The organism is Pseudomonas sp. NyZ480 (assembly GCF_029537255.1).
In the GTDB taxonomy this organism is placed as follows: Bacteria; Pseudomonadota; Gammaproteobacteria; order Pseudomonadales; family Pseudomonadaceae; genus Aquipseudomonas; species Aquipseudomonas taiwanensis.
Genome location: NZ_CP120626.1, coordinates 1,154,206 through 1,179,995, shown reverse-complemented (window position 1 = coordinate 1,179,995; position 25,790 = coordinate 1,154,206). Strand labels below are relative to the sequence as shown.

Below are 25,790 nucleotides of genomic sequence, written 5' to 3'. Positions count from 1 at the left end.
CTCTCACTGTCCTGATCGTCGAAGACGACCCGCATGTGCTGCTCGGCTGCCAACAGGCACTGGCCCTGGAAGATATCGCCTGCGAAGGCGTCGGCAGTGCCGAACAAGCACTGGAACGTATTGGCGATGACTTCGCTGGCATCGTCGTCAGCGATATCCGCCTGCCGGGCATCGACGGCCTGGAATTGCTGAACCGGCTCAAGGCCCGCGACCGCAGCCTGCCCGTGGTGCTGATCACTGGCCACGGCGACATCGACATGGCGGTGGGCGCAATGCGCAACGGTGCCTACGACTTCATGGAAAAGCCCTTCTCGCCAGAACGATTGGTCGATGTGGTACGCCGGGCCCTGGAGCAACGCGGCCTGTCGCGCGAGGTAGTGGCCCTGCGCCGCCAGTTGGCGAGTCAAAGTAGCCTGGAGGGACGCATCATCGGCCGTTCACCGGCCATGGAGCACCTGCGCGAGCTGATCGCCAATGTCGCCGACACTTCGGCCAACGTGCTGATCGAAGGCGAGACCGGTACCGGCAAGGAGCTGGTCGCCCGTTGCCTGCACGATTTCAGCCGCCGCCACGGCCAACCATTCGTTGCCTTGAACTGCGGCGGCCTTCCGGAAAACCTCTTCGAAAGCGAGATTTTCGGCCACGAAGCCAATGCCTTCACCGGCGCCGGCAAGCGCCGCATCGGCAAGATCGAGCATGCCAATGGCGGCACGCTGTTCCTTGACGAAGTCGAAAGCATGCCGATCAACCTGCAGATAAAACTGCTGCGTGTCCTGCAGGAACGCACACTGGAACGCCTGGGCTCGAACCAGAACATCCCGGTAGACTGTCGGGTGATCGCCGCGACCAAGTCCGACCTCGACGCGCTGGGTCAGAGCGGCCAATTCCGCAGCGACCTGTATTACCGCTTGAACGTGGTCACCCTGGAACTGCCGCCACTGCGTGAGCGTCGCGAAGACATCCTGCAGTTGTTCGAACACTTCCTGCAGCAGTCTGCATTACGCTTCGACCGCGACGTCCCCACGCGCGACAGCCAGACCCTCTCGCGCCTGATGGCCCATGACTGGCCAGGCAACGTGCGTGAGCTACGCAACGTTGCCGAGCGCTATGCGCTGGGCCTGCCAGCGTTCAAGAAAAGCAGCAGTGGTGGCGCCGCCCAGGGCCTGGGGTTCTCCGAGGCCGTCGAGGCATTCGAGCGCAACCTGCTCAGCGATGCCCTTCAGCGCACTGGCGGCAACCTCAGCCAGGCCAGCCAGGAACTGGGCATGGCCAAGACGACACTGTTCGACAAAGTGAAAAAGTACGGCCTCGGCTGAATTCAACCTGATCTGGATATACGACGTGGACTTGGTATTCAAAGCGGCCCTGGGCGCTGGGGTCGTCGTTCTGCTGGCCATTCTTTCAAAGACCCGCAACTACTACATCGCCGGGCTGGTGCCGTTGTTTCCCACCTTCGCCCTGATCGCCCACTACATCGTGGGCAAAGGGCGTGGTGTCGAGGACCTGAAGACCACGATCCTGTTCGGAATGTGGTCGATCATTCCCTACTTCGTCTACCTGGCGGCCTTGTACGTACTGGTAGACCGGATGCGCCTTGGAGCATCGCTGGCGCTGGCGACTGTGGCCTGGTTGATGGCGGCAACGGTGCTGGTGACGGTTTGGGTGCGGATGCACTGAGGGAACCCGCGTGCCTGCGGTTCAAAGCCCGGCAATGTGCGCGACACCTTCGCGTTGCGACTGCAGGTAGGGTAGAACCGCCCCCAGCAACGGCGCCTTGAACGGCTCCTGGAACCGATGCGCCAACCCCGGTATCAGCCGTAACTGGCTGCCCTGAATGTGCGCTGCCAGATGCACACCATGCATCACCGGCAACAGCGGGTCGGCGGTGCCATGCACCACCAGCGTTGGCACCCGCAGTTGGTTGAGCAACTCGACCCGACTTGGCTCAGCGAGAATCGCCATGATCTGGCGCTTCGCCCCTTCAGGATTGAACGCCCGGTCATAGGCGGCCGCGGCCTGCTGCAACAACACCGCCCGATCATCCTGGACTTCGGGGCTGCCCAGCGCAGCCAGCAAGTCCGCCTGCTGCTCGATGGCCACTTGCCGGTTCGGCGCACTGCGACGGGCCAGCAGCTGGACCAAGGCAGGGTTCGGTGCCGGCAAGCCTGCGGCACCGGAGCTGGACATCACCAGTGTCAGGCTACGAACCCGCTCTGGCGCCATGGCCGCCATGTGCTGGGCGATCATGCCGCCCATGCTCACCCCCAGCACATGGAAATCCCCTATCCCCAGTGTATCCATCAGCCGCAAGCCATCACGCGCCATGTCGGTCAGGGTGTAAGGCGCGGCCACCGGCAAGCCAAACTTGTAACGCAGCAACTCGACCGTCAGGTTGGCCGAGGGTGGCAACTGGTTCCAGCGCGACAGGCCAACATCGCGGTTGTCGTAGCGAATGACCCGAAACCCTTGGCGACACAACGCTTGCACCACATCGTCGGGCCAATGAATCAACTGCCCACCTAGGCCCATCACCAGCAGCAAAGCCGGGTCCCTAGGCGCGCCGACGCTCTGGTACACCAGGCTCAACTCACCGATCTCAGCCCGTTGCACCGGTACCTGGGCATCGCAGCGCCCGGTGGCAAAGGTAGTCGGTACGCTGAAAACGAAGCACAAAAAGAACAAGAAGGCCCGCATGAAAGAAACACCAGAATGCATATCCCCAGTAGAGCGTGAGTCTGATGAAATCTGTTCGGGCGCGCTGCCACAGTTCGGTGACAGTTTGATGAACCCTGCTGAGCGGTCAGTACCAAAGGCCAGTCGACAGCCAGGGGCAACATGAGGGAAACTCAACTGAATCCCTTCTCAACCCAGTTTCACCCTCGGAGTCAGCCGTGCTGGAGATCCGCCACCTGAAAACCCTTCATGCCCTGCGCGAGGCCGATAGCCTGGTGGAGGCCGCCGAACGCCTCCACCTGACCCAATCGGCGCTGTCGCACCAGTTCAAGGAACTGGAGGAGCGCCTGGGCATGCCGCTGTTCGTGCGCAAGACCAAACCCATTCGCTTCACCAGCGCCGGTCTGCGCCTGCTGCAACTGGCCGACGCCACCCTACCCTTGCTGCGCGGCGCCGAACGCGATATCGCCCGCCTGGCCGGCGGTACCGCTGGGCGCCTGCACATGGCCATCGAATGCCACAGCTGCTTCCAGTGGCTGATGCCGACCATCGACCAGTTCCGCGACGCTTGGCCGGAGGTGGAGCTGGACCTGGCCTCGGGCTTTGCCTTTGCCCCTTTGCCGGCACTGGCCCGTGGCGACCTGGACCTGGTGGTGACATCCGACCCGGTGGACCTGGCCGGTATCACCTACGTACCGCTGTTTACCTACGAGGCCATGCTCGCCGTGGCCAACCAGCATCCGCTGGCCAGCAAGCCGTACATCGTGCCCCAGGACTTGATCGACCAGACGCTGATCACCTACCCGGTCGAGCGCGACCGCCTGGACATCTTCACCCGCTTCCTCGAACCGGCCGACATCGAGCCGGCGGCTGTTCGCACGTCCGAGCTGACGGTCATGATGATGCAGTTGGTGGCCAGCGGCCGTGGGGTGTGCGGCATGCCCCACTGGGCGCTGCACGAATACAGTTCGCGGGGCTATGTGAAGGGCAAGCGCCTGGGCGAGAAAGGCCTGTTCGCCACGCTCTACGCAGCGGTGCGCACCGACATGCTCGATGCGCCGTACATGCGCGATTTCCTGCTGACCGCCAAGGACACTTCGTTCGCCACCCTCGATGGGGTCAGCGCGGTGCGTTGAGGCCGTCGCGCCACAGCGGCAGGATCAGGTCGCGGGTCAGCGGAGCCAGGTCAAGCGCCGTGGCCTCCTCTGCCGAGAGCCAAATCACTTCTTCGATTTCCGCCGCCGGGGCCACGGCCTCGGCGCAGTCGACGCGGAACAGTTCGGCCTGCACTTCGAATCCAGGCTCGTTGGCAGCCGGAGCGCTGAAGCGGCCCAGGTGCACAGCGGCGTCGGGATCGACGCGCAGGCCCAGCTCTTCATGCAGCTCGCGCACCAGGGCTTGGGCCGGCGACTCGCCCGCGTCGATCTTGCCGCCAGGCTGCATGAAAGCCTGGGTTCCCCGTTTGCGTACCAACAGGGTACGGCCTTGCGGGTCGATCAGCAGGGCGGCGGCGATGCGGATGGTGTTGGACATTGAAGGGCTCGCTGAAAATAAATGCATAGGAGGGCCTGATCGCCAGCCCCTGCCAAACCCGCAGGAGCCAGCTTGCCGACGATTGGGGCGCTACAGTCTACAGAAGATCAACGACGAACGGCCCCTTGCCAACCCGACGCTAACCCTCCATAACCAACACATGAACCTGCCAGCCCACCAGCACCCGGTGCTCAAGCTGTTCCATCCCGCCGTCGGCACCTGGTTCCGCCGCCGTTTCGCCACGGTCACCGATGCCCAGGCTCAAGCCTGGCCGCTGATTCATGCCGGACGGTCGATGTTGCTCGCCGCACCGACCGGCTCGGGCAAGACCTTGAGTGCCTTCCTGGCCGTACTCGACGAGCTTTTTCGCGACGGCCTTGACCGAGATGGCGCGCTGCCCGCTCACACCCAGATCGTCTACGTCTCGCCACTCAAGGCCCTGTCCAATGACATCCAGCTGAACCTGCAGGCACCGCTCGAAGGCATCGCCAAAGTCCTGGAAGAGCAAGGCCTGAAGGCACCGCGTATCACCACCGCCGTGCGCACCGGCGATACCCCGCAGAAAGAACGCACCGCCATGCGCAAGCTGGCGCCGCACATCCTGGTGACCACACCCGAGTCGCTGTACGTTCTGATGGGCTCGGCCTCGGGCCGCGCAGGCCTGGCCAGTGTGCACACGGTGATCGTCGATGAAATCCACGCCTTGGCCGACAACAAGCGCGGCAGCCACCTGGCATTGACGTTGGAGCGACTGGAGGCGCTGGCCGGGCGACCGCTGCGGCGGATCGGCTTGTCGGCGACCCAGCGACCGGTCGAGCGGGTGGCGCAGTTTCTGGTCGGGCATGGGCGCCCCTGTGCGATCGTCGATGTCGGCCACGTACGCCAGCGTGACCTGGCACTGGAGGTACCACCGGTTCCCCTGGAGGCGGTGATGTCCACCGATGCCTGGGGCCTGGTCTACGATCGTCTCGCCAAACTGGCCCGCGAACACCGCACCACGCTGATCTTCGTCAACACACGGCGCCTGGCCGAGCGCCTGACCCGTCACCTCGGCGAGCGCCTGGGCAACGATGCGGTGGCCGCGCACCACGGTAGCCTGGCCAAGGAGTATCGCCTGGCCGCCGAACAACGGCTCAAGGCCGGCGATCTGCAAGTGCTGGTGGCCACCGCCTCGCTGGAGCTGGGCATCGACATCGGCGACGTCGATCTGGTGTGCCAGATCGCCTCACCCGGCTCGATCGCCGCCTTCCTGCAGCGCGTCGGCCGATCCGGGCACCAGGTCGATGGCGTGCCCAAGGGGCGGCTGTTTCCCACGTCACGGGACGAGCTGATCGAGTGCGTGGCCCTGCTCGACGGCGTGCGCCGGGGAGACCTGGATGAACTGCGCGTCCCCAAAGCGCCCCTGGACGTACTCGCCCAGCAGATCGTCGCGGAAGTGAGCAACCAGCCCTGGGCGGAGTCCGCGCTGCTCGACATGCTGCGCAAAGCCACGCCCTACGCCGAACTCGACGAGGGCCATTACCAAGCACTGTTGCGCATGCTCGCCGATGGCTACAACGGCCGACAGGGCGTGCGCAGCGCCTATCTGCACCGCGACGCGGTCAGTGGCACGGTGCGCGGGCGCCGGGGCAGCCAGCTCACCGCGCTGACCAGTGGCGGCACCATCCCCGAAACCGCCGACTATGCGGTGCTGCTCGAACCTCAGGCGTTGAACATCGGTAGCGTCAACGAAGACTTCGCCGTCGAGAGCATCGCTGGCGACATCTTCCAGTTAGGCAATGCCTCTTACCGCATTCTGCGGGTCGAACCTGGGCGAGTACGTGTCGAAGACGCCCATGGCCTGCCACCGACCATTCCATTCTGGCTCGGCGAGGCGCCGGGCCGCAGCGATGAGTTGTCTGCCGCGGTTGCCCGCCTGCAAGCCCGGGTCGACGAACGCCTGGCAATGAGTGGTGGCGATTTCCCGCCAGTGCTGCAATGGCTGCAGTCCACCTTCGAACTGGACGAAGCCTGCGCCAGCCAGCTACTCGACTACCTGGGCCGTACCCGTCAGGTGCTGGGCGCCCTGCCTTCGCAGCAGACCCTGGTGATGGAGCGTTTCTTCGACGAGTCGGGCGGCACCCAATTGATCATCCACGCGCCTTACGGGAGCCGGATCAACCGCGCCTGGGGCCTGGCCCTGCGCAAGCGTTTCTGCCGCACCTTCAATTTCGAGTTGCAGGCAGCGGCCAGCGAAGACGCTATCGTGCTGTCGCTGTCCACCAGCCACAGCTTCGAGCTCGACGACGTATGGCGTTACCTGTCCAGCCGCAGCGCCGAACACATGCTGGTCCAGGCTTTGCTCGATGCCCCTTTGTTCGGCGTGCGCTGGCGCTGGACAGCATCGGTGGCCCTGGCCCTGCCGCGCTTTGTCGGCGGCCGCAAGGTAGCCCCTCAGATCCAGCGGATGAAAAGTGAAGACCTGATTGCCTCGGTGTTTCCCGACCAGATCGCTTGCCTGGAGAACATCGTCGGCGAGCGGCAGATACCCGATCACCCGCTGGTAGAGCAAACCCTCGACGATTGCCTGCATGAGGCCATGGACAGCGAAGGTTGGTTGGCCTTGCTGCGACGCATCGAAAGCGGCGAGGTACGCTTGCTCAGCCGTGACCTGCCGACACCCTCGCCGCTGGCCTCGGCGATTCTCAATGCCAGGCCGTATGCCTTCCTCGACGATGCCCCGCTGGAAGAGCGGCGCACCCAGGCGGTGCTCAACCGGCGCTGGAACACGGTGAACAGCCGCGATGACCTCGGCGCGCTGGACGCCGATGCGATCGTCAGCGTACAGGACGAGGCATGGCCACGACCGGGCAATGCCGACGAGATGCATGAAGCCTTGATGAGCCTGGGCGCCATCGGCCATGAAGAGGTCCAGGCCAACCCCAGCTGGGATTTGCTGCTGCGCCAGCTCGCCAAGGCCGGACGAGCCATGCGCCTGACCGCAGCGAAACTCTGGCTGGCGCGTGAGCGCCTGAGCCTGTTGCGGGCGCTCTATCCGGCATCCCCCCTGGAGCCGGCGCTGGACGTGCTGCCGGGCTTCGACCAGGGCATCGACCCGGACAACGCATTGAGCGAGCTGCTACGTGCCCGCCTGAGTGGCTACGGGCCGCAGACCGTGGCCCAGATCGCCGCGCCGCTGGGCCAGCGCCCTGTTGACGTCGAGCAGGCGCTAGCCCGCCTGGAAAGAGAGGGCTACGTATTGCGCGGCCACTTCACTCCTGGGGTGGACGAACCGCAGTGGTGTGAGCGGCACCTGCTTGCGCGCATCCATCGTTACACGGTCAAACGCCTGCGTCGGGAGATCGAGCCGGTCAGTTTGCAGGACTTCATGCGTTTTCTGTTCGACTGGCAGCACCTGGCAGCGGATGAACGCCTGCGCGGCCCGCAGGCCGTGGCCCATGTGCTGGCCCAACTGCAAGGTTTCCCCAGCGCTGCCGGGGCATGGGAAGCAGAGCTGCTACCTGCACGGATCAAGGATTACAGCCCGCACTGGCTCGACGATGCCTGTCGCAGCGGGCAGTTCGCCTGGAGCCGACTGGCCACGACAACGGCGAGCAACACCTTGTCCAGTACGCCATTGGTCCTGCTGCCACGCGAGCACATGAACCTGTGGCGCAGCTTGGCCCCCGAGCCTGCAGCGCAAGCACTGGGCGGGCGGGCGCAACGGGTCTTGGAGGCGCTGCGCGCGCAGGGTGCACTGTTCTTCGACGAACTGGTCGTGGAGGCCCATCTGCTGCCCAGCGAGCTGGAAGCTGCCTTGCAGGAGCTGGTGGGAGCCGGACTGGTAAGCGCCGACAGCTTCACCGGGTTGCGCAGCCTTATCACTCCGGCGGCGAAACGCGCATCGCGCAACAGCCGCCGCGGCCACTCACCGCTATCCAGCAGCATGGCCCATGCCGGACGTTGGGCGTTGCTGCGCAGAGGCAGTGGCCCGGTGGACGAAGGCCAGCGTACAGAACACGTCGCCCGCGCGCTGCTGCGCCGCTATGGGGTGATCTGCTGGCGGCTGCTGGAGCGGGAAAGCGATGTGCTGCCGCCCTGGCGTGAACTGCTGCGTTGCTATCACCGGCTGGAGGCGCGAGGGGAGATTCGGGGGGGACGCTTCATTGCCGGGCTGGCGGGTGAGCAATTCGCCTTGCCGGAAGCGATCGGTTTGCTGCGCCAGGTAAGGCGCAGAGCACTGGATGGGTCGCTGATCGTCATCAGCGCCAGCGACCCGCTGAACCTGATCGGGACGTTGCTTCCTGGGGTGAAAGTGCCCGCGGTCGCGGGTAACCGTCTACTTTATCGCGATGGCGTGCCGGTGGCGGCGCGGGTGGCTGGGCGTTATAGCTACCTGGTGGAGGGGGTAGCAGGGGAGCAGGCGGTTTGGAAGCAGAAGCTGTTGCGTGACATGGGTGGGGGTTGACTGGGATTCAGGGGGGGCTACGGGCACCAGGATGAGGTTTCTGCGCCTAGGAGATCGAGCGCCGCCCGCGCGGCGCATCGCGAGCAAGGCTCGCTCCTACGTTTGTTTTTGGCCAGTCACGTCAGTGGCAGACGCGCGCGACCGCCGAGATTGATACACACGCACTGATGGGTGCAAGTCGATCTTCCCTACAGTACAGGTCGAATTAGCCTGGCATCTAGTCAGGTAACCCCACTCATACCCTTTGGCCTTCTCGGATTTCCCGGGGTAATCCCCCGGCTAGGAAGGCCTGCCAAATGCCCCAAGGTTCCCCCGGATCCGCGCTGTCCGAGCGCGAGGTCCAGATCGCCATCGCCCCGCTGGAAACCCTGCTGCGCGAAGACCTCGGTGCCGCTGCCGCCGCCGTCGACCAGTGGCTGCAGGACATCAGCTGCGGTCTGCTCGACCTGCAATCGGTGCGTTATCACCTCGAAGCTTCGGTGCCGGTTGTGGCCAACGCCTTCGCCCTGGTGGATGCGCTGCTCGATATCGCCGAGCTGGTACGAAATCCCAGCAACGATCCGCTGCAATGGGTCAGCCTGGGCATCAACCTGATTGGCGTGGTGCCGGTTCCGCTCGGCCTGGCACGGGCGCGCATGGTGCTGCGGCCGGTGCTGCACCTGACCCGGTAGAAGCTGCGGCGCAACCCCCGGGCCAACTTGGGCGCGGTGCTCCTGGAAATCCTCGAAGGCCACCTGCACGCCAACCTTCGCGGTGAGCTGGAGCACTACGTCGACGGCGCCCTCGAGCAACTGCCTGCCATGCTCGAAGCCGCCGGCCAGACCGCCAGCCAACTGTTCGGTGGGCTGGCCGGGCTGCTCAAGGACGCCGCTAGCGGCAACCTCGACGCCGAGGCCAACCGTGCCCAGGCCCGCCAACAGCTGGCCCAGGTGGCGCTGTACGACTCCCTGTTCGAAGTCGACGCCTGGACCCTGGCCGCCGCGGCCCTCGCCAATGCTGGAGAAGGCCTGCTCAAGAGCGCCTACAACGGCGTTGCGCGACAGTTCGACGAAGCCTTGCCGAAACTGTTGCAGCCCCTGATCGATACCCTTGAGCGCCTGGCCGCCCGTGTTCCGCGCTTCCTCGACACGCTGGGCCAGGCCAAGCGCCAACGTGATCTCGGCTGTGGCTTCACCCTGTTCGGCTGGGACGGCGACACCCTGGCCTGGGAAAGCTCACCGCCAAGGGACGATGGCGATACCGGGCGCACGGTGCACTACCTGTATGAACCGGGCAGCTTCGTGCCGGTGGCCCAGGCCCTGCATCAGCGCCCGATCGTGCTGCACAGGCAGCCGGATTGGCGTCAGCGGGAGTACGACTTCGATCAGGATCCGTTGTGGCAAACGACGATGCCGCCGCAGGCGTTCGATGCGATTGCCTGGTACCACTGCGATCACCTCGGCACGCCGATGGAGCTGACCGATCCGCACGGCAACGTTGCCTGGGCGGGGCAGTACAAGGCGTGGGGTGAGGTGCGGGAGGAGCGTTCGGAGTGGGCCAAGCAGGTCGGGATGAGTAACCCGATTCGCTTCCAGGGGCAGTATCACGATCATGAGACCAGGCTGCATTACAACCGTTATCGGTACTATGACTCAAAGGGCTCTCGCTTTACAAGCCAAGATCCAATAGGGTTGAGCGGTGGACTGAATTTATATGTTTATGTTCCAAGCTCTACACAATGGATTGATCCGCTGGGTTTGTCTGGATGCGTTTGCAAACTGACTGAAACTTCCACTAGCGTGATCAATCAACAAAGACTGAATCGATACTACACTCAGTATGAGAAATACGGCAGTGCTGGAGCAAAAGAGTTAGAGAATGGGCGTTATCGTTTTTATGGAGAGGTGAAGTCGCCTAGGACTCCAGGCGAAATGAAAGGTGCTAGATTGGTACGAGAATGGGATCCTAACACCGATGAACGAAGAACCTGGTATGAAACGGTAGATCACTACAACAATATACGAAGCGTTGCGCCGAAGCCGATAACGCACGAAAAAAATCACCACATATTTGAAGCAAGCGGTAAGTATATCGGCAGGAGGTAGACTTGAATATTGAACCAACTCGCAGCGATATGATAAATAAAATAAAACTTGTGATTGATGGGGTCGAATCACGCAGCGAAGTGGCGAGATGGGCTTTCGCCATCTACGAGGATGACGATTTAAGGATAGCGGACAAGGTTGTACTTAAGTATTTAGAATTGCTGGGCGCTTTAGATCTTCATGGTGTAGACAGGGAGTATCTATACACCGAAGAAGATTTAAATCACTGGTTAAATAGCATAAAAACTGAAGATATCCCTTAGGGAGACACTGCATAAATAGCCAGCCGCCCCTACCCTTGGCACACTGAGCCCCCTCAACCAGCCTCCTCCGTGAGCTTTGTTACGCGCATGCAAAAGACCTTCTCCGAACTCGAATACACCGGCAAGAAAAAGCAGACTCGCCGGGGCGGCTGGCTATTTATGCAGTGTCTCCCTAAGTATCCCCACACGCGGGCAAGCCCAGCGATCTTCCCCAGCCAGGCTGCCCACGAATCTCGCACCTTTAAAGGCCACGTTTACTCATCCCGCCTGATGTAGTCCGCATCCTACGAGTCGTGTCGAACTGCGTCTGACATATCTGGGAAGCACTTTTCCGTACTGTTCGCACCGCGACTTTTGGCGGCCGGCTGCATAAGTATACGGTAGCGCACTACTGGGACCGGCCGGAAGCGGGACGATGGCAATACCGGGCGTACTGTGCATTACCTGTATGAACCGGGCAGCTTCGTACCGGTGGCACAGGCCCTGCACAAGCGCCCGATCGTGCTGCACAGGCAGCCGGATTGGCGTCAGCGCGAGTACGACTTCGATCAGGATCCGTTGTGGCAAATGACGATGCCGCCGCAGGCGTTCCATGCAATTGCCTGGTACCACTGCGATCACCTGGGCACGCCGATGGAGCTGACCGATCAGCACGGCAACGTTGCGTGGGCGGGGCAGTACAAGGCGTGGGGGGCGGTGCGGGAAGAATGCCCGACCGGCGTGGCAACCCAGGATTCATTGCGCCAACGCGCCCTGGTGGTGCCGGACAAGGCCCAGCAGGTGCTGAACTTCCATCACAACACACTGCGCGCCCTGGCCGAAATGCTGGCGGCGGCGGGGTTGGAGCATCCGGCCCAACTGGAAGCCAAGCACCTGGTGCGGCGCGTGTCGGCCACCGAGATCAAGCTGTTCTCGCAGATGCAGTATTCCTCAAGCCGGGGGAGCGGCTTACCGGTGAGGTGGATGGCCAGTTCTACTCGAGTATGTGGCAAATGGCACGGGCAGACAGCTTCGAGCCGCAGGGTGAAACGGTGGCTTGAGCGCTTGCGAATCGAGACCGCCCCCAATGGAAGCGGCCCCGAGAATCTCAGATCAAGACGCCGTGCCGACCGCGCCCTGCTCCTCTTTCGGTGCCAAGCGCAGCGTGTAGTACAGCACCGTCAGCAGCACCAGGAACGCCGGACCGACGTACAACGCCACCCGGGTATCCTCGAAGTACGCCATCAGCCCCACCACCAGCACCAGGAACGCCAGCGCCAGGTAAGAGCTCAGCGGCCACAGCCACATGCGGTACTTCAGGCCCTTCTGCTCAGCCGTGGACAGCCCGGCGCGGAACTTGATCTGGGCCAGCAGGATCATCACCCAAGTCCAGATCGCACCGAAGGTGGCAATCGAGGTCACCCAGACGAACACCTTCTCAGGCACCAGGTAGTTGGCCAGCACACCCAGCAGCAGCGCACCGATCGACAACAGCAAGGCATTGCGCGGCACGCCGTTGCTGGAGGTCTTGGCAAAAGCCGCTGGGGCCTGGCCATTCTGCGCCAGGCTGTAGAGCATGCGCCCGGTGCTGAAGATGCCACCATTGCACGACGACAGCGCTGCGGTGATGACCACAAAGTTGATGATGCCAGCGGCGGTCTTGATGCCCAGGCGCTCGAAGGTCATCACGAACGGGCTGCCCTGGCTACCGATCTCGCTCCAGGGGTAAATCGACAGGATGACGAACAGCGCGCCGACATAGAACAGCAGGATGCGCCAAAACACCGAGCCGATGGCCTGTGGAATGGTCTTTTGCGGGTTGCGCGCTTCACCGGCGGTCAGGCCGATCATTTCCACGCCCAGATAGGCGAACATCACCATCTGCAGCGACATCAGCACACCGGTCACGCCATTGGGCATGAAGCCGCCGTTGCTCCACAGGTTGGAGATACCCACGGCCACACCGTCGTTGCCGAAGCCGAAGGCAATGATGCCGATGCCACCGAGCACCATGGCGATGATCGTGACGATCTTGATCAGGGCAAACCAGAATTCGAACTCACCGAATGCCTTGACCGCGATCAGGTTGATGGCGCCCATGCTGCCCAAGGCGGCCAAGGCCCAGATCCAGCGAGGCACGTCCGGGAACCAGATGCCCATGTAGATGGCCACGGCGGTGATTTCCGCAACGCAAGTCACCAGCCACAGGAACCAGTAGTTCCAACCGGTAAGAAAGCCCGCCAATGGGCCGAGGTAATCCTGGGCGTAGCGACTGAAGGAACCGGCGACGGGATTGTGCACGGCCATCTCGCCCAGCGCGCGCATGATCACCAGAATCGCCAGGCCGCCAATGATGTAGGAAAGCATGATGGCAGGGCCGGCCATTTCGATGGCTTTGGCCGAACCGAGGAAAAGACCGACACCGATACAGGCGCCCAGCGCCATCAGACGAATGTGCCGTTCGCCCAGTTCACGCTTGAGCGGGCCGCCTTGGACGGTCTCGCCGTGGGCAGGGTGGTTGCCGACTGGCATAGCAATACAACCTCATTTTGTTATTGGATTTGACCTTCGTGCAGCCTCAGCCATGCCGATAGGCGTGGCGTTGCTTGTCGGGCTAGCCTTGTGGGAGGGCCCGCATGCCGGAATAGAGCGGTCGGCAAGGCGAAGGGGCCGAGCAGTATAGGAAGGCTGTCGTAGGGCTTTTCACTATAAAAACGGAAGATTTGGGGAAAACTTCCGTCGCTGGCAGGTGCCAGTGGGCCCTCTCGCACGGCTACCATAGCAATATCGGCCTTGAACGAATGCGCCACCAAAGCCGCATTCCCACGTCAGCTTTATGTTCTTCCTACAAATTTTTCACCTGACTCGGCCAACGTCTAAGCTTCAGGCAAGCAATACGAAAAAACCTGGCCGGATTGAAGACTATGGGCGCACTGTGGCAATCGGAACCAACCAGAACGGAAGCACCCGAGACACCTCTGGCCGAGACGCCACAACCCAAGCCCCCACGTCAGCGTCGGCTGTGGTGGCGGTTGATCCTGCTGATCCTGCTGGTGGCGCTCGTGGCCATCGGCTTCGCCGCCTATGACGAGTTCCGCACCTCGAACTTGCAGTCCCGGGAGTTCAGCAAGCTGGCCGCCACACTTACCTACTCGCTGCAACCGGGGCCCAGTGACGCCATCGTCTATCCCGGTGAAGGCCCGTTCGACAAACGCCTGGGCTATAGCGCGCTGGGCGAGTTCCTGCCACGCCTGCTCAAGCGCGACTACCTGATCAGCGAGCAAGTACGGTTCTCGCCGGCGCTGATGAACTATGTCGATCATGGCTTGTTTGCGCCCTATATCGAGAAGATCCAGGCGGGCCTGTCGATCACCGACTGTCGCGGCGACACGCTGTACCAGTACAACTACCCGCAACACCTGTACCCGGACTTCAGTTCGATCCCTCCGGTCATCGTCAACAGCCTGCTGTTCATCGAGAACCGCGACCTGCTCGATGCCAAGGACCCTCGCAACAACCCAGCAGTGGACTGGCCACGCTTCGCCAAGGCGGCCTACAGCCAGGTGGCCAAGTACCTGGCCCTGCCAGGGCAGTCGGCCGGTGGCAGTACCCTGGCGACCCAGTTGGAAAAATACAGGCACTCCCCCGATGGCCTGACCGTCTCCGGCGCCGAGAAAATCCGCCAGATGATTTCCGCCAGCGTGCGGGCCTACCAAGGCGGCCCGGACACCACCGAGGCCCGCCAGCGCATCGTGCGCGACTACCTCAACAGCGTGCCGCTGTCGGCGGTCCCTGGCCATGGCGAGGTCCACGGCATGGCGGAGGGCCTGCGGGTTTGGTACGGCGCCGATTTCGACCAGGTGAATCAGGCCCTGAGCGCTACGGCAAGTGACCCGGACAGCATGGCCGCGCGCGGCCTGGCCCTGCGCCAGGTGCTGTCGTTGATGATCGCCCAGCGCCGTCCGTCCCATTACCTGTCCAAGGGTCGGGTCGAACTGGCCGAACTGACCGACTCCCACATTCGCCTGCTGGCGGCCAACGGCGTGGTCGACAAAAAGACCGCCGATGCCGCACTGGCCAGCAAGGCTGTGTACCGCGACTGGGTGGCGCAACCGACCATCGTGCCGATCATCACCAACAAGGGTATCAGCCTGGCACGCAACCGCCTCGCAGCCATGCTCAACCGGCCGCTGTATGACCTGGACCGCCTCGACCTGTCGGCCACCAGCACGCTGCAGGCCGACCTGCAGATGCAAGCCAGCCAGTACCTGAAGAATCTCTCCGACCCTGAATTCGCCGCGCAGATCGGCCTGATCGGCGAGCGCCTGCTGACCTCCAAGACCACCGACCAAGTGCGCTACAGCTTCACGCTGTTCGAACGCACAGCCGACGGATCGCGGGTTCGGGTGCAGACCGACAGCACCGACCAGCCGTTCGATATCAACGAGGGCAGCAAGCTGGAACTGGGCTCCACAGCCAAGCTTCGTGTGCTCACTACCTATCTGGAAATCATCGCCGAACTGCACGACAAATACGCCGGCAAACCTGCCGCCGAGCTGAAGAAAGTCGAGGTCGCGGAGCTCGACCGCATCACCCAGTGGTCGCTGGAATGGCTGATGCTCAACGCCAAGAACCAGAGCCTCGATGCCATGCTCGACGCAGCGCTTGAGCGCAAGTATTCGGCCAACACCGGCGAAGCGTTCTTCACCGGCGGCGGCATGCATGTGTTCAACAACTTCCGCAAGGAAGACAACAGCCGCAACCCCACCCTCAAGGAAGCGCTGCGCGAATCGATCAACCTGCCGTTCATCCGCCTGATGCGCGACCTGGTGCGGTACGTGACCTATCAGCAGCCGTTCAACCGCGTGGCGCTGCTCAAGGATGACGCCGACCCACGGCGCCAGGAATACCTGGCCCGCTTCGCCGACAAGGAAGGCACCAACTACCTGATGCGTTTCTGGAAGAAATACCAGCGCAAGACCTCGCAACAACGCCTGGACACCTTCCTCGACAGCATGCGTATCACCCCTCAGCGCCTGGCCGCGGTGCATCGCTACCTGTTCCCTGAAGCCGGCCAGGAAACCTTCAATGCCTTCGTCCGCGCTCACAGCAAGGAAGACAAGAAAGCCCTCGCCAAGCTCACCGACAGTCGCCTGGTGGAGATGTACGAGGCCTACGGCCCCGGCAAGTACGATCTGCCCGACCAAGGCTTTATTGCCAAGGTCCACCCACTGGACCTGTGGCTGCTGGGTTACCTGCTGAAGAACCCCAGCGCAACGCCCACCGAAATGGCCAATGCCAGCCGTTTCGAGCGCCAGGAAGTGTATGGCTGGCTGTTCAAGAGCCGTCATCAGGGCGCCCGCGACAGCCGCATTCGCACCATGGTCGAAATCGAGGCCTTCCTCGACATTCATCAACGCTGGAAACGCGTGGGTTACCCGTTCGATCACCTCGTCCCGTCGCTGGCCACCGCCATCGGCAGCTCCGGCGACCGTCCTGCGGCGCTCTCGGAGCTGGTCGGCATCATCCAGAACGATGGCGTGCGGCTGCCGACCTTGCGTATCGATACCCTGCACTTCGCCGCCAACACGCCCTATGAAACCAAGCTGATCAGCGACCCGGACCGGGGGCAGCGGATCTTGCCAGTCGAGGTTGCGCGCGCACTCAAAGGGGCCATGTCCCAGGTAGTGGACGCCGGTACCGCGCGGCGTATCTCCGGCAGTTTCAAACTGCATGACGGCACCCCGCTGGTGATGGGGGGCAAGACCGGCACCGGCGACAACCGGATCGAGAGCTTCGGCGCGGGCGGTCGGCTGATCGGTTCCCGTTCGTTGAACAGAACCGCGACCTTCGTGTTCTTCCTTGGCGATAACCACTTCGGCACGCTCACCGCCTTCGTGCCGGGGCGTTCGGCGGAAGCATTCAAATTCACCTCGGCCTTACCGGTACAGGTGCTCAAGGGCATGGCACCAATTCTCATGCCCTACCTGGAGCCAGGTAACCCGAACGAGTGCAAACCGCCACAAGTGGCGATGCAGGGCCAAAACTGAGGGTGTTGTAGCGGATTGATCGAAGCTTTAGATGATAATCATCCGCATTTTTCGTCTTGTCTTTAGATATATCTTGAGTAATATCTTGCGATATATCTAAACAGACGGAGCCACCTTCCATGCGCGACCCTGCTGCCCATGACCCTTTCGAGCGCCGCCCCGGCCGGGGCGAACGCGGCCCTCGGGTGTTCGCGCCCGGTGATCTCAAACTGCTGATGCTGTCGATGCTGGCCGAGCAGCCTGGCCACGGCTATGACCTCATCCGCCAGATCGAAAGCCTGTTCGACGGCAACTACACCCCTAGCCCAGGCGTGATCTACCCCACCCTCAACTTCCTTGAAGAAGCCGAGCTGATCAGCGGCCAGGTCGAAGGCAGCAAACGCCTGTACGTCATCACCGAAGCGGGCCGCAACGCCCTGAGCGAGCAGGCCATTGCCCTGGACGGCGTGCGCATGCGCATCGAAGTCAGCAAGCGCGCCCTGCGCGGGCATGACCGTCCACCCGAGATTCACGAAGCCGTCGGCAACCTGCGTCATGCCCTGCACATGCACAGTGGCCGCTGGACTGCCGAAGAGATCGAACGCGTGCGCAACCTGCTCAACGACACGGCCAAGGCCATCGCCTCGGGGCCAGCCGACCCCGTTACGGAGAACCATCCATGAGTGACACCATTCACCGCGTCAACCACCAGATTCGCCAGCGCCGCCTGCACGTGCTGCGGGTGGCCGACCTGACCCCACGCATGCGCCGAATCACCCTCGGCGGCCAGGAGTTGCAAGGTTTCACCAGCCTCGGCAGCGATGACCATATCAAGTTGCTGTTCGCCGAAACCGCCGAACAGCAGCAGGCCATCGACGCTCGCAATCTCGGGCGGGACGGGGGCGTCAGGCCTACCATGCGCGAGTACACGCCACGACGCATCGACCTGGTCAACAACGAACTGGACATCGACTTCGTCCTGCATGGCGATGGTCCTGCCTCGACCTGGGCCGCACAGGCAGCCCCAGGACAGACACTGGACATCGCCGGCCCACGTGCCTCGATGGTGGTACCAGACATCTTCGACAGCTACCTGCTGATCGGCGATGAAACTGCCATTCCCGCCATAGGCCGCCGATTGGAAGAACTGCCAGCGGGTCGCAAAGTGCTGGCGGTCGTCCAGATCGAAGACGATCAGGAGCGCCAGCCCCTGGAGAGCAAGGCCCAGCTGGAAATAATCTGGGTGCACCGAAATGAAGATCTGCTCGCCCGAATCGAAGCACTGGGCTTGCCTGAGGGCGACTTGTACAGCTGGGTCGCATTGGAGAAATCGCTGACCCGCCAGGTCAAGGCGTTGTTGCTGGAAAAAGGCGTCAAGGAAAGTGCATTGAAGGCCGCCGCCTACTGGCGTGCCGATGGAACTGCCGACGACGAGTGATGAGTATCGAGCCAGCTCCTGCGGGTGCCACGCGGTACCTGCCGGAGCCAGCTTGCTGGCGATGAGGCCCTACACCGACGCAGGCACTCGCCGCCCCCGCCATCGGTCCAGGCCGAGCAGCACCAGGCCAATGCCCCAGAATCCTGCCAACACTCCCAACGCATTCAACATGACCTGCCTGTAACCCAAGCTGGCCACGTCGATGAATGGATAGGGGTAGACGCCGATTTCATTGCCCCGCCACAAGGCATAGGCGAAGTAGGCTGCCGGGTACAGTGCCCAGGCCGCCAGATGCCGAAGCCGCAAGCGCCCCTTGGGCACCTCGCACCACCAATACAGGACGAACAGCAGCGGCATGACGTCGTGCAGCAACTCGTCCGCCAACCATTGCCAACCCTCGGGCTGCCACAGATGGCGCAGTAGCAGGCTGTAGGCGATCGCCACCAGCACGATACTGGCCGCCACCGCGGAACTTACCGAGGGTGACAGAAAGAAACGCTTGGCACCTGAATCACGGCCAAAGGCTGCATAGCTGAGCACCGTCGCCACCAAGGTGTTGGTCAGCACCGTGAAATAGCCGAATACATTGACCAGGCCGCCGATCAGGCTGGCCTGCTCCTGCCAGCGCGCCAGCAGTACCAGATGTACCTGAACCGACAGGCCCACCCAGCCCAGCACCGCCGCCAGGGTCAACCAGGGACGACACGGCATGTCAGGCCTGGCGCTGCAATTTCACGTACAACTGTTCGACCTTTTCTCGCGCCCAGGGCGTCTTGCGCAGGAAGGTCAGGCTCGACTTGATGCTCGGGTTGCTTTTGAAACAGCGCACATCCACGCGCTCGGCCAGCCCCTGCCATTGGTAGTGCGCCACCAGCTCGGTGAGGATCTGCTCCAAGGTCTTGCCGTGCAGCGCGTTGTGTTGGGCCGTGCTCATGCCAGTGCTCCAGCGTGGGAAAGATGCGCACCTTACACGAGTGTAGTGGCCAGAGCAGCCCGCACATAACGCTAGCCATAACAGGCCACTGCATGATCAAATAGAAACGTTATATTATAACAGTAACGTTATCTGCCAAGGACCGTCACATCCCCATGCTGTGCTCACCTTTACGCCTAACCCCCCTCGCCGCCACGCTCTGGCTGGTTTCAACCAGCAGCCATGCCGTTGAACTCGAACCCCAGGTCATCACCGCCAACCCACTGGGCAACCCACAGATGGCAGCCCCTAGCACCATCCTTGAAGGTGACGAACTGCTGCAACAGCAGCACGGCAGCCTCGGTGAAACGCTCAACAAACAACCTGGGGTCGCCTCCACCTGGTTCGGCCCTGGTGCCAGCCGCCCAGTCATTCGCGGCCTCGATGGTGACCGCATCCGCATCCTGCGTAATGGCGTAGGCGCCCTGGATGCCTCGTCGCTGTCCTACGACCACGCCGTACCGCTGGATCCGGTGAACGTCGACCGCATCGAAATCGTCCGCGGCCCCGCTGCCTTGCTGTACGGCGGCAATGCCATCGGCGGCGTGGTCAACACCTTCGACAACCGCATCCCCGCTACCCCCATCGAAGGCATTCATGGCGCGGGTGAACTGCGCTACGGCGGCGCCGATACCACTCGCAGCAGCGCCGGCAAGCTCGAGGCCGGCGACGGGACCTTCGCCTTGCATCTGGATGCCAGCAGCCGACAGTTCAACGACTTGCGCATACCCGGTTATGCACGTAGCTCCAAAGTCCGTGACAGCGACGACCCCGGCAGCCGCCACCGCCTGGAAAACAGCGATGGGCGCCAGGACGGCGGCGCCCTCGGAGGCGCCTACCATTGGGACCACGGTTACACCGGCATGTCCTACAGCCGTTACGACAGCAATTACGGTTCGGTGGCCGAGTCCGGCGTGCGCCTGGACATGAAACAGGATCACTACGGTTTCGAAACCGAAGTCCGTGATCTGGAAGGCCCCTTCAGCTCGATCAAGGTCGATGCCGGCTACACCGACTACGAACACAGCGAGATTGAAGAAGGCGAGGTGCACACCACCTTCAAGAACAAAGGCTACGAAGCGCGGGTCGAGGCCCGCCACCAGCCTATCGGCCCGGTCGAAGGCGTGATCGGCGCGCAAGTCAACCGCAATGAATTCTCCGCACTGGGCGAGGAAGCCTTCGTCCCACATACCGATACTGACAGCCTGGCACTGTTCCTGCTCGAACAATGGCAGGCCAGCGAGCGTCTGAACCTGAGCCTCGGCGCACGCCTCGAGCACACACGAGTCGAGCCGGATGCCAAAGGCAACGACAACTTCGCCAACGCCGACAGCGCCAGCACGTTCAATGCCTGGAGCCTATCGTCGGGTGCGGTGTACCAGCTCGACCCCTACTGGTCGCTGGCCGCGAACCTTGGCTACACCGAACGCGCTCCGACCTTCTACGAGCTGTACGCCAATGGCGCCCATGTGGCCACCGGCGCCTTCGAAGTCGGCGACGCCAATCTGAACAAGGAAAAAGCCATTTCCGCCGACCTGGCCTTGCGCTTCGACAATGGCACCCACAAGGGCAGCGTGGGGGTGTTCTACAGCCACTTCCGCAACTACATCGGCCTGATCGGCACGGGCAATCTGCGTGAAGGCCATGATCACGACCATGGCGACGATGATCATGACCATGACCACGACGAAGGCTTGCCCGAGTACCAGTACCAAGGGGTACGAGCGCGGTTCTACGGCATCGAAGCCCAGGATCGTTGGCAACTGGCCGAGAACCGCTACGGCAATTTGGCCCTGGAATTGTCCGGCGACTACACCCGAGCCAAGAACCTCGACAGTGGCGAACCCCTGCCCCGCATCGCACCACTGCGACTGAACAGCGGCCTGGTGTGGGAACTGGACCGCTGGCAAGCAAGGGTGGATGTACAACATGCGGCAGCGCAACATCGCAAGCCAGCCAATGAAACCCGCACCGATGGCTACACCACCTTGGGCGCGAGCGTCGGCTACCGGTTCGATATCGGGCAGAGTCAGTGGCTGGCATTCGTCCGGGGCGAGAACCTGACGGACCAGACGGTGCGCTACGCCAGTTCGATCCTGCGCGATATCGCACCGGCCCCTGGGCGCAGCGTGGAAGTCGGATTACGCACTTCGTTCTGAGGTCGCGGGGGCGCTTTGCGCCCCTATCGCCGGCAAGCCCGCTCCGGCAGGGCCGGACTGTTGCAAACTCGACAACAATCAACTGCGACAATTTGTCTTTTTTTCTTACAACTTCCTCTATATCCTCCACACCGCAAGCTGAATCGCTTCATCTACCGAACCCTGTCTCCATCCTCATCGAAGGGCCCGCCCTTTGGTGCGCTTGCCGTTTTTTCAATAATCAAAAGATAGCGCTATCTCATGCTCCAACTGCCCAAAAACTGTTACATCGGCCTTGCCCTCACTGCACTCGCGAGCAACGCCTGCGCCAACGACATGTTCGCCAGCGACTCTCCCTGGATGCTCGGTGACTGGGGGGGCACCCGCAGCGAACTGCTGGAAAAAGGCTACGACTTCACCCTCGGCTACACCGGCGAGATGGGCAGCAACCTGCACGGTGGTTACGACCACGACCGCACCGCACGCTACAGCGACCAGTTCACCTTCGCCAGCCATATGAACCTGGAAAAAATCCTCGGCTGGCAAGACACCGAGTTGCAACTGACCCTCACCGAACGCCACGGCGACAACATCAGCAACGACCGTATCAACGACCCACGGGTCGGCGGCTTCACTTCTGCCCAGGAAGTCTGGGGTCGAGGCGAAACCTGGCGGCTGACCCAACTGTGGATCAAGCAGAAATACTTCGACGGTGCTCTGGATGTGAAATTCGGCCGCTTCGGCGAAGGCGAAGACTTCAACAGCTTCCCGTGCGACTTCCAGAACCTGGCGTTCTGCGGCTCGCAGGTGGGCAACTGGGTGGGCGGCATCTGGTACAACTGGCCAGTCAGCCAGTGGGCGCTGCGTGTGCGCTACAACCTCAACAGCGAGCTGTACGCGCAGGTCGGGGTGTTCGAGCAGAACCCTTCCAACCTCGAATCCGGCAACGGCTTCAAGCTCAGCGGAAGCGGCACCCAAGGTGCGGTGATGCCGGTGGAACTGGTGTGGACCCCAAGACTCAATGGCTTTAAAGGGGAATATCGCGCCGGGTACTACTACAGTAATGCCAAGGCTCAGGACGTTCTCAAGGACAGCAACGGCCAGCCGGCAGCCCTGAGCGGCGCCGCCTACCGCAGCCGTTCGAGCAAGCATGGCTTCTGGCTTGGCGCTCAACAGCAGGTGACATCGCTGGCGTCCGACCAGTCACGTGGCCTGAGCCTGTTCGCCAACGCCACCATGCACGACAAGAAGACCAATGCCATCGACAACTATGTTCAGGCAGGACTGGTTTACAAGGGCCCATTCGACGCCCGCGCCAAGGACGACATCGGTTTCGCCCTCGCCCGCGTGCACGTCAATCCCGGCTACCGCAAGAACGCCCGCCTGGCCAACCAGGCCGCCGGCCTCGATGACTATGACAACCCGAATTTCCTGCCTGTACAGGACACCGAGTACAGCGCCGAACTCTACTACGGCATCCACCTGGCCGATTGGCTCACGGTGCGCCCGAACCTGCAGTACATCCGCCATCCGGGCGGGGTGTCGCAGGTCGAGGACGCCCTGATTGGCGGCCTGAAGATCCAAAGCAGTTTCTGATCGACGCATTTGCATCACTTTTTGACCTAACGGAGAACCTACGATGAGCACTGACGGTGCCAAGAACGGAACCCGCTGGCTGCCGCGCCTTCTGGGCGTGCTGCTATTGCTGATGGGCCTGGCCCTGCTGGCAGGCGGCATCAAGCTGAGCCAGCTGGGGGGATCGCTCTATTACCTGATCGCCGGTATCGGCTTCGCCTTGTCCGGCATCCTGCTGCTGGCCAAACGGCGCATCGCCCTGGGGCTATACGGCCTGGTGCTGCTCGGCAGCACGGTGTGGGCCCTGCTGGAAGTCGGCCTGGACTGGTGGCAACTGGTACCACGCCTGGCCATCTGGTTCGCCATTGGCGTGCTTCTGCTGCTGCCGTGGGCCCGCCGCCCCTTGACCGGCCCAGCTTCGAAAGCCAATACCGCCCTGCTCAGCGTCGCGGTCGTGGCCTCTGGTGCCTGCGCCCTGGCCAGCCAGTTTACCCACCCTGGCGAAGTGTTCGGCGAATTGGGCCGCGAGAGCAGCGAAATGGCCAGCGCCGCACCGGACATGCCTGACGGTGAATGGCAGGCCTATGGCCGCACCGAGCATGGCGACCGCTACTCGCCCCTGCGCCAGATCACCCCGCAGAACGTCTATCGCCTGGAGGAGGCCTGGCGTATCCGTACCGGCGACCTGCCGACGGAAAACGACCCTGTTGAGCTGACCAACCAGAACACGCCGCTGAAGGTCAATGGCATGCTCTATGCCTGCACCGCTCACAGCAAGGTCCTGGCCTTGGACCCGGACACTGGCGCGGAAATCTGGCGTTTCGACCCTCAGGTGAAAAGCCCGGTAGGCACCTTCAAGGGCTTTGCCCACATGACCTGCCGTGGCGTTTCGTACTATGACGAAAACCGCTACGTCAGCCGCGACGGCAGCCCTGCGCCGAAAATCTCGGATGCCGGCCAGGCTGTTGCCCAGGCGTGCCCACGCCGCCTCTACCTGCCGACCGCCGACGCGCGTCTGATCGCCATCAACGCCGACAACGGCAAAGTCTGCGAAGGCTTCGCCAACCAGGGCGTGATCGACCTGACCACCGGCATCGGTCCGTTCACCGCTGGCGGCTACTACTCCACGTCGCCTGCAGCCATCACCCGTGACCTGGTGATCATCGGCGGCCACGTGACCGACAACGAGTCGACCAACGAGCCTTCCGGTGTGATTCGCGCCTACGACGTGCACGACGGCCACCTGGTGTGGAACTGGGACAGCAACAACCCGGACGACACCAAGCCATTGGCTCCTGGCAAGACCTACAGCCGCAACTCGGCCAACATGTGGTCGATCGCCAGCGTCGATGAAGACCTGGGCATGATCTACCTGCCGCTGGGCAACCAGACGCCTGACCAATGGGGCGCCAACCGTACCCCAGGCGCCGAGAAGTACAGCGCCGGTATCGTCGCCCTGGACCTGGCCACCGGCAAGGCTCGCTGGAACTACCAGTTCACCCACCACGACCTGTGGGACATGGACGTGGGCAGCCAGCCGACCCTGGTTCATCTTAAAACCAAGGAAGGCGTGAAGCCTGCGGTTATCGTGCCGACCAAGCAGGGCAGCCTGTACGTCCTGGACCGCCGCGACGGCACCCCGATCGTGCCGATCCGCGAGATCCCGGTGCCGCAAGGCGCAGTCAAGGGCGACCACACGGCACCGACCCAGGCGCGTTCGGACCTCAACCTCCTCGGCCCCGAGCTGACCGAACAGGCCATGTGGGGCGCCACCCCGTTCGACCAGATGCTGTGCCGTATCCAGTTCCGTGAGCTGCGCTACGAGGGCCAGTACACCCCACCGTCCGAGCAGGGTTCGCTGGTCTATCCGGGTAACGTCGGTGTGTTCAACTGGGGCAGCGTTTCCGTCGACCCGGTGCGCCAGCTGCTGTTCACTTCGCCGAACTACATGGCCTTCGTCTCAAAGATGGTGCCACGCGAGCAAGTTGCCGCTGGTAGCAAGCGCGAAAGCGAGACCAGCGGCGTGCAGCCGAACACCGGCGCTCCGTATGCCGTGATCATGCACCCGTTCATGTCGCCACTGGGCGTTCCGTGCCAGGCGCCTGCCTGGGGTTATGTAGCCGCCATCGACCTGTTCACCAACAAGGTCGTGTGGAAGCACAAGAACGGCACCACCCGTGACAGCACGCCGATTCCGATCGGCCTGCCGGTAGGCGTGCCGAGCATGGGCGGGTCGATCGTCACCGCTGGCGGCGTCGGCTTCCTCAGCGGCACGCTGGACCAGTACCTGCGCGCCTACGACACCCACAACGGCAAGGAACTGTGGAAGTCCCGCCTGCCAGCAGGTGGCCAGGCCACCCCCATGACCTACACCGGCAAGGACGGCAAGCAGTATGTGCTGGTCACGGCTGGCGGCCATGGCTCGCTGGGCACCAAGATGGGCGATTACATCATCGCTTACAAACTCTCGGAGTAAGCACCACCGCTCCCCCAGGTCCACGCCTGTGGGAGCGGCCTTGTGTCGCGAAAGGGCTGCCCAGCAACCCCGAGGTCACGCTACCGGCCGGGGAACTGGGGCTGCTAAACGAGCCTTGCGCGACACAAGGGCGCTCCTACACCATTGAAACCCATTCCCCCCCGCCCCATCTAAGCACCATA

The 25,790-nt window shown here is 62.7% G+C and carries 17 protein-coding genes and 2 pseudogenes; 14 read left to right on the top strand and 5 right to left on the bottom strand.

The annotated features are described in order from the left end of the window. Positions 1 to 38: 38 nt before the first annotated feature. Together P3R38_RS05305 and P3R38_RS05300 are read left to right on the top strand one after the other, a co-directional pair. Positions 39 to 1,316, top strand: a complete 1,278-nt coding sequence (locus P3R38_RS05305; protein WP_277687196.1) for a sigma-54 dependent transcriptional regulator — start codon at positions 39 to 41, stop codon at positions 1,314 to 1,316. Positions 1,317 to 1,341: 25 nt separating this feature from the next. Continuing rightward, complete coding sequence (locus tag P3R38_RS05300) at positions 1,342 to 1,677, top strand: GlpM family protein (RefSeq protein WP_277686886.1); 336 nt, start codon at positions 1,342 to 1,344, stop codon at positions 1,675 to 1,677. A gap of 21 nt (positions 1,678 to 1,698) precedes the next feature. On the opposite strand, the gene P3R38_RS05295 is transcribed toward P3R38_RS05300, so the two are convergent. Further along, positions 1,699 to 2,694 (bottom strand): alpha/beta hydrolase, encoded by a 996-nt coding sequence (locus P3R38_RS05295; RefSeq protein WP_277686885.1) that lies wholly within the window; start codon positions 2,692 to 2,694, stop codon positions 1,699 to 1,701. Between the two features lie 197 nt (positions 2,695 to 2,891). Here P3R38_RS05295 and metR point away from each other — a divergent pair, with 197 nt between their 5' ends. Continuing rightward, complete coding sequence (gene metR, locus P3R38_RS05290; protein ID WP_023379002.1) at positions 2,892 to 3,809, top strand: transcriptional regulator MetR; 918 nt, start codon at positions 2,892 to 2,894, stop codon at positions 3,807 to 3,809. Here metR and P3R38_RS05285 read toward each other — a convergent pair. After that, positions 3,793 to 4,206 carry an NUDIX domain-containing protein gene (locus tag P3R38_RS05285; RefSeq protein WP_023379001.1) on the bottom strand — a complete coding sequence of 138 codons (414 nt, stop codon included), beginning with the start codon at positions 4,204 to 4,206 and terminating at the stop codon, positions 3,793 to 3,795. The two genes, metR and P3R38_RS05285, sit on opposite strands and share 17 nt — an antisense overlap. Before the next feature lie 160 nt (positions 4,207 to 4,366). Here P3R38_RS05285 and P3R38_RS05280 point away from each other — a divergent pair, with 160 nt between their 5' ends. The 5 genes and pseudogenes from P3R38_RS05280 to P3R38_RS05260 form a co-directional block, all read left to right on the top strand. Next, positions 4,367 to 8,653 carry a DEAD/DEAH box helicase gene (locus P3R38_RS05280; RefSeq protein ID WP_277686884.1) on the top strand — a complete coding sequence of 1,429 codons (4,287 nt, stop codon included), beginning with the start codon at positions 4,367 to 4,369 and terminating at the stop codon, positions 8,651 to 8,653. A gap of 296 nt (positions 8,654 to 8,949) precedes the next feature. Further along, positions 8,950 to 9,324 carry a hypothetical protein gene (locus tag P3R38_RS05275; protein WP_277686883.1) on the top strand — a complete coding sequence of 125 codons (375 nt, stop codon included), beginning with the start codon at positions 8,950 to 8,952 and terminating at the stop codon, positions 9,322 to 9,324. 465 nt (positions 9,325 to 9,789) lie between these two features. Continuing rightward, positions 9,790 to 10,392 (top strand): annotated as a pseudogene (locus P3R38_RS05270) (RHS repeat-associated core domain-containing protein); the annotation flags it as partial. A 347-nt stretch (positions 10,393 to 10,739) separates the two neighbouring features. Then, positions 10,740 to 11,000 carry a hypothetical protein gene (locus P3R38_RS05265; protein WP_023378997.1) on the top strand — a complete coding sequence of 87 codons (261 nt, stop codon included), beginning with the start codon at positions 10,740 to 10,742 and terminating at the stop codon, positions 10,998 to 11,000. Positions 11,001 to 11,705: 705 nt separating this feature from the next. Further along, positions 11,706 to 12,040: pseudogene (locus P3R38_RS05260) on the top strand (FMN-binding glutamate synthase family protein); the annotation flags it as partial. 52 nt (positions 12,041 to 12,092) lie between these two features. Here P3R38_RS05260 and P3R38_RS05255 read toward each other — a convergent pair. Next, the gene (locus P3R38_RS05255) at positions 12,093 to 13,511 is read right to left on the bottom strand and encodes an amino acid permease (RefSeq protein WP_023378996.1); all 1,419 of its coding nucleotides are present in this window, start codon (positions 13,509 to 13,511) and stop codon (positions 12,093 to 12,095) included. A 392-nt stretch (positions 13,512 to 13,903) separates the two neighbouring features. On the opposite strand from P3R38_RS05255, the gene P3R38_RS05250 reads away from it, so the two are divergent. From P3R38_RS05250 to P3R38_RS05240, 3 genes are all read left to right on the top strand, one after another. Further along, positions 13,904 to 17,029, top strand: a complete 3,126-nt coding sequence (locus tag P3R38_RS05250) for a transglycosylase domain-containing protein (protein ID WP_023378995.1) — start codon at positions 13,904 to 13,906, stop codon at positions 17,027 to 17,029. 119 nt (positions 17,030 to 17,148) lie between these two features. Then, positions 17,149 to 17,691 carry a PadR family transcriptional regulator gene (locus tag P3R38_RS05245; RefSeq protein WP_023378994.1) on the top strand — a complete coding sequence of 181 codons (543 nt, stop codon included), beginning with the start codon at positions 17,149 to 17,151 and terminating at the stop codon, positions 17,689 to 17,691. Then, positions 17,688 to 18,446: a siderophore-interacting protein gene (locus tag P3R38_RS05240; protein ID WP_023378993.1), complete on the top strand. Its 759-nt coding sequence runs from the start codon at positions 17,688 to 17,690 to the stop codon at positions 18,444 to 18,446. Before P3R38_RS05245 ends, P3R38_RS05240 begins: the two co-directional genes overlap by 4 nt. 69 nt (positions 18,447 to 18,515) lie before the next feature. Here the strand turns inward: P3R38_RS05240 and P3R38_RS05235 are convergent, their stop codons facing one another. Then, complete coding sequence (locus P3R38_RS05235; protein WP_186598794.1) at positions 18,516 to 19,157, bottom strand: Pr6Pr family membrane protein; 642 nt, start codon at positions 19,155 to 19,157, stop codon at positions 18,516 to 18,518. Between the two features lies 1 nt (position 19,158). Continuing rightward, positions 19,159 to 19,380: a VF530 family protein gene (locus P3R38_RS05230; protein ID WP_023378991.1), complete on the bottom strand. Its 222-nt coding sequence runs from the start codon at positions 19,378 to 19,380 to the stop codon at positions 19,159 to 19,161. 155 nt (positions 19,381 to 19,535) lie between these two features. Between P3R38_RS05230 and P3R38_RS05225 the strand changes: the two genes are divergently transcribed. The 3 genes from P3R38_RS05225 (at position 19,536) to P3R38_RS05215 (ending at position 25,608) form a co-directional block, all read left to right on the top strand. After that, positions 19,536 to 21,578, top strand: coding sequence for a TonB-dependent receptor (locus tag P3R38_RS05225; protein ID WP_104882895.1), 2,043 nt, complete (start codon positions 19,536 to 19,538; stop codon positions 21,576 to 21,578). Positions 21,579 to 21,818: 240 nt separating this feature from the next. Continuing rightward, positions 21,819 to 23,153 (top strand): carbohydrate porin, encoded by a 1,335-nt coding sequence (locus P3R38_RS05220; protein ID WP_027908118.1) that lies wholly within the window; start codon positions 21,819 to 21,821, stop codon positions 23,151 to 23,153. A gap of 43 nt (positions 23,154 to 23,196) precedes the next feature. Next, positions 23,197 to 25,608, top strand: a complete 2,412-nt coding sequence (locus P3R38_RS05215; RefSeq protein ID WP_023378988.1) for a glucose/quinate/shikimate family membrane-bound PQQ-dependent dehydrogenase — start codon at positions 23,197 to 23,199, stop codon at positions 25,606 to 25,608. Positions 25,609 to 25,790: the final 182 nt, after the last annotated feature.

Excerpts from the sequence above, each read along its gene's own strand:
- P3R38_RS05250 (WP_023378995.1), top strand. The coding sequence starts at position 13,904 with ATGGGCGCACTGTGGCAATCGGAACCAACCAGAACGGAAGCACCCGAG.
- P3R38_RS05275 (WP_277686883.1), top strand. The coding sequence starts at position 8,950 with ATGCCCCAAGGTTCCCCCGGATCCGCGCTGTCCGAGCGCGAGGTCCAG.
- P3R38_RS05240 (WP_023378993.1), top strand. The coding sequence starts at position 17,688 with ATGAGTGACACCATTCACCGCGTCAACCACCAGATTCGCCAGCGCCGC.
- P3R38_RS05295 (WP_277686885.1), bottom strand. The coding sequence starts at position 2,694 with ATGCGGGCCTTCTTGTTCTTTTTGTGCTTCGTTTTCAGCGTACCGACT.
- P3R38_RS05230 (WP_023378991.1), bottom strand. The coding sequence starts at position 19,380 with ATGAGCACGGCCCAACACAACGCGCTGCACGGCAAGACCTTGGAGCAG.
- P3R38_RS05225 (WP_104882895.1), top strand. The coding sequence starts at position 19,536 with ATGCTGTGCTCACCTTTACGCCTAACCCCCCTCGCCGCCACGCTCTGG.
- P3R38_RS05280 (WP_277686884.1), top strand. The coding sequence starts at position 4,367 with ATGAACCTGCCAGCCCACCAGCACCCGGTGCTCAAGCTGTTCCATCCC.
- P3R38_RS05285 (WP_023379001.1), bottom strand. The coding sequence starts at position 4,206 with ATGTCCAACACCATCCGCATCGCCGCCGCCCTGCTGATCGACCCGCAA.
- P3R38_RS05215 (WP_023378988.1), top strand. The coding sequence starts at position 23,197 with ATGAGCACTGACGGTGCCAAGAACGGAACCCGCTGGCTGCCGCGCCTT.
- P3R38_RS05235 (WP_186598794.1), bottom strand. The coding sequence starts at position 19,157 with ATGCCGTGTCGTCCCTGGTTGACCCTGGCGGCGGTGCTGGGCTGGGTG.
- P3R38_RS05255 (WP_023378996.1), bottom strand. The coding sequence starts at position 13,511 with ATGCCAGTCGGCAACCACCCTGCCCACGGCGAGACCGTCCAAGGCGGC.
- P3R38_RS05220 (WP_027908118.1), top strand. The coding sequence starts at position 21,819 with ATGCTCCAACTGCCCAAAAACTGTTACATCGGCCTTGCCCTCACTGCA.
- P3R38_RS05245 (WP_023378994.1), top strand. The coding sequence starts at position 17,149 with ATGCGCGACCCTGCTGCCCATGACCCTTTCGAGCGCCGCCCCGGCCGG.